The sequence below is a fragment of the Streptomyces sp. NBRC 109706 genome, assembly GCF_000974485.1.
In the GTDB taxonomy this organism is placed as follows: Bacteria; Actinomycetota; Actinomycetes; order Streptomycetales; family Streptomycetaceae; genus Streptomyces.
The window spans coordinates 1-2,594 of record NZ_BBOM01000026.1 but is presented as its reverse complement, the minus strand read 5'-3'; the positions used below and the strand labels follow the sequence as shown (position 1 = coordinate 2,594).

1 protein-coding gene is annotated in these 2,594 nt (G+C 68.9%); it reads left to right on the top strand.

Going from position 1 to position 2,594, the window contains the following annotated elements:
• The coding region (locus tag AOM46_RS31290) for an SDR family NAD(P)-dependent oxidoreductase (protein ID WP_158920857.1) at nucleotides 1-2,594 on the top strand (2,594 nt) is incomplete at both ends.

Below are 2,594 nucleotides of genomic sequence, written 5' to 3'. Positions count from 1 at the left end.
CACATGGATCCTGCACGCCTCGGGCTTCCTCGCCCCCTCCGAACCCCAAGCACCATCGTTCGACCTGTCCGAGTGGCCGCCGGAGGGCACGGTCGCGGTAGACGTCGAGGGGTTCTATGACGTCCTCGCCAGCGGCGCCGGCTTCGGCTACGGCCCGATGTTCCAAGGGGTACGAGCAGTCTGGCGCGACACATCCGGCGTCTATGCCGAGGTCGCCCTGCCGGAGACGGACACCGGCCGAATCGACACCTTCGGAATCCACCCCGCCCTACTCGACGCCGCACTCCACCCATCCGGCTTTATCCTCGACGAAACCGAAACCGAAACCGCCACCGGGCCACGACTCCCCTTCGCCTGGACCGGCGTAGAACTCTTCGCCACCAACGCGACCATGCTGCGCGTAGCGATCCGCCCCCAAGGCGAAGGCGTCACCGTCGAAGCCGCCGACGCCACCGGCACACCCGTCGTAAGCGTCCGCTCCCTGATGCTGCGCACCATAGCGGCCGATCAGTTGTCGTCGACCAAACCGGCCAGCGACAACGCCCTGTTCACAGTGGAGTGGACCGCACTGCCACCCCGCACCGGCCCCACCGGTGAGGCGGAGTTCACCGTCCTTCCGGTGGGGACCGGCCCGGTGGAGCAGGTACTGGGTGCGGTACTGCGTGATGTGCAGGAATGGCTGGCAAACGAGGAATCATTTGGGTCCCGTCTGGCGGTGGTGACCCGGGGCGCGGTCCCAGCCACCCCCGGTGCGGTGGTCGACGAGGTGGGCGCGGCGGTATGGGGCCTGGTGCGCTCCGCCCAGTCCGAACACCCCGACCGAATCGTGCTGGTCGACGCCGACCCCACGACCCCCGATGACCTGGACCTGACGCTGCTGGACGGAGTGGACGAACCCCAACTCGCCATCCGCGACGGCGCATTGCTGGCACCCCGACTCACCCGAGCCACGGGGCGTGGACTGGAACTCCCCTCCGGGACCTGGCATTTGCTGCCGGGCACAGATGGGACTCTGGAATCCGTACACGCGGAGACCACCGATGTGCTGCCGCTGGAGGCGGGTCAGGTGCGGGTCGCCATCCGGGCGGCCGGGGTCAACTTCCGCGATGTCCTCATCGGCCTGGGCATGTACCCAGAACCCGGCGTCATGGGCTCCGAAGCCGCAGGCATCGTGCTCGAAGTCGGCCCCGACGTTGACGACCTCGCGCCAGGCGACCGGGTCTTCGGATTCGTCAATGGCGCCTTCGCCGCTGAGGCGGTGACGGATCGTCGTTTGCTGGTGCGGGTACCCGCCGGTTGGTCGTGGGCGGAGGCGGCGTCGCTGCCGTTGGTGTTCGCCACCGCCTGGTACGGCCTGCGGGATCTGGGCGGAGTCAGCCAGGGCGAATCGGTACTCATCCACGCCGCCGCCGGCGGCGTCGGCATGGCCGCCGTACAACTGGCCCGGCACTGGGGCCTGGAGGTCTACGCCACCGCCAGCCCCAGCAAATGGCCCACCGTAACCAACAACGGCGTCGACCCGACACACATCGCCTCCTCCCGCGACCTCGCCTTCGAAGACCACATCCGCACGGCGACGGACGGCCGGGGGGTGGATGTGGTGCTCAACTCCCTGGCCGGTGAGTTCCTCGACGCCTCCCTACGCCTCCTGGCACCCGGCGGCCGGTTCATCGAAATGGGCAAGACCGACATCCGCACCGGCCTCGACATCCCCTACCACGCCTTCGACCTCTCCGACGCCGGCCCCACCCGCATGGGCCACATCCTCACCCAAGTCGTCGTACTCTTCGAACAGGGCGTGCTCACCCCCCTGCCCCTCACCGTCTGGGATGTCCGCGAAGCAGTCGCGGCTTGGCGCTTTATGGCCCAGGCCAAACACATCGGCAAAAACGTCCTCACCCTCCCCACCCCCCTCAACCCCCACGGCACCATCCTCATCACCGGCGGCACCGGCACCCTCGGCACCCTCCTCGCCCGCCACCTGGTCACCCAACACAACGCCCGCAACCTCCTGCTCCTCTCCCGCCAAGGCCCCAACGCCCCCGGCGCACCCGAACTCACCGCCGAACTACAAGAACTAGGCGCACAAGCACAGGTCATCGCCTGCGACGCCGCCGACCGCGACACCCTCGCAGGGGTGCTTGCGCAAGTTCCTGAACATGCGCCATTGACCGGGGTCATCCACGCGGCCGGCGTACTGGACGACGGCATCTTCACCGCGTTGACGCAGGAGCGTCTGGAGACGGTACTGCGGGCGAAGGCCACCGCGGCCGCCAACCTGGACGAACTCACCCGCGACGCCGACCTGTCGATGTTTGTGCTGTATTCCTCGGTGTCGGCAACGTTCGGCGCTCCGGGGCAGGCCAACTACTCAGCCGCCAACGCCTACCTCGACGCCCTCGCCACCCGCCGCCGCGCCGAAGGACTCCCCGCACTCTCCCTCGGCTGGGGTTTGTGGGAGCAGGCCAGTGCGATGACCGGTGGGCTCGCCGGGGCCGACCGGTCGCGTGCCACCAGCGCCGGCGCCGCCCTCACCACCCAACAGGGCCTCGCCCTCTTCGACACCGCCCTCACCCACCCCGTCGCGCATCTGG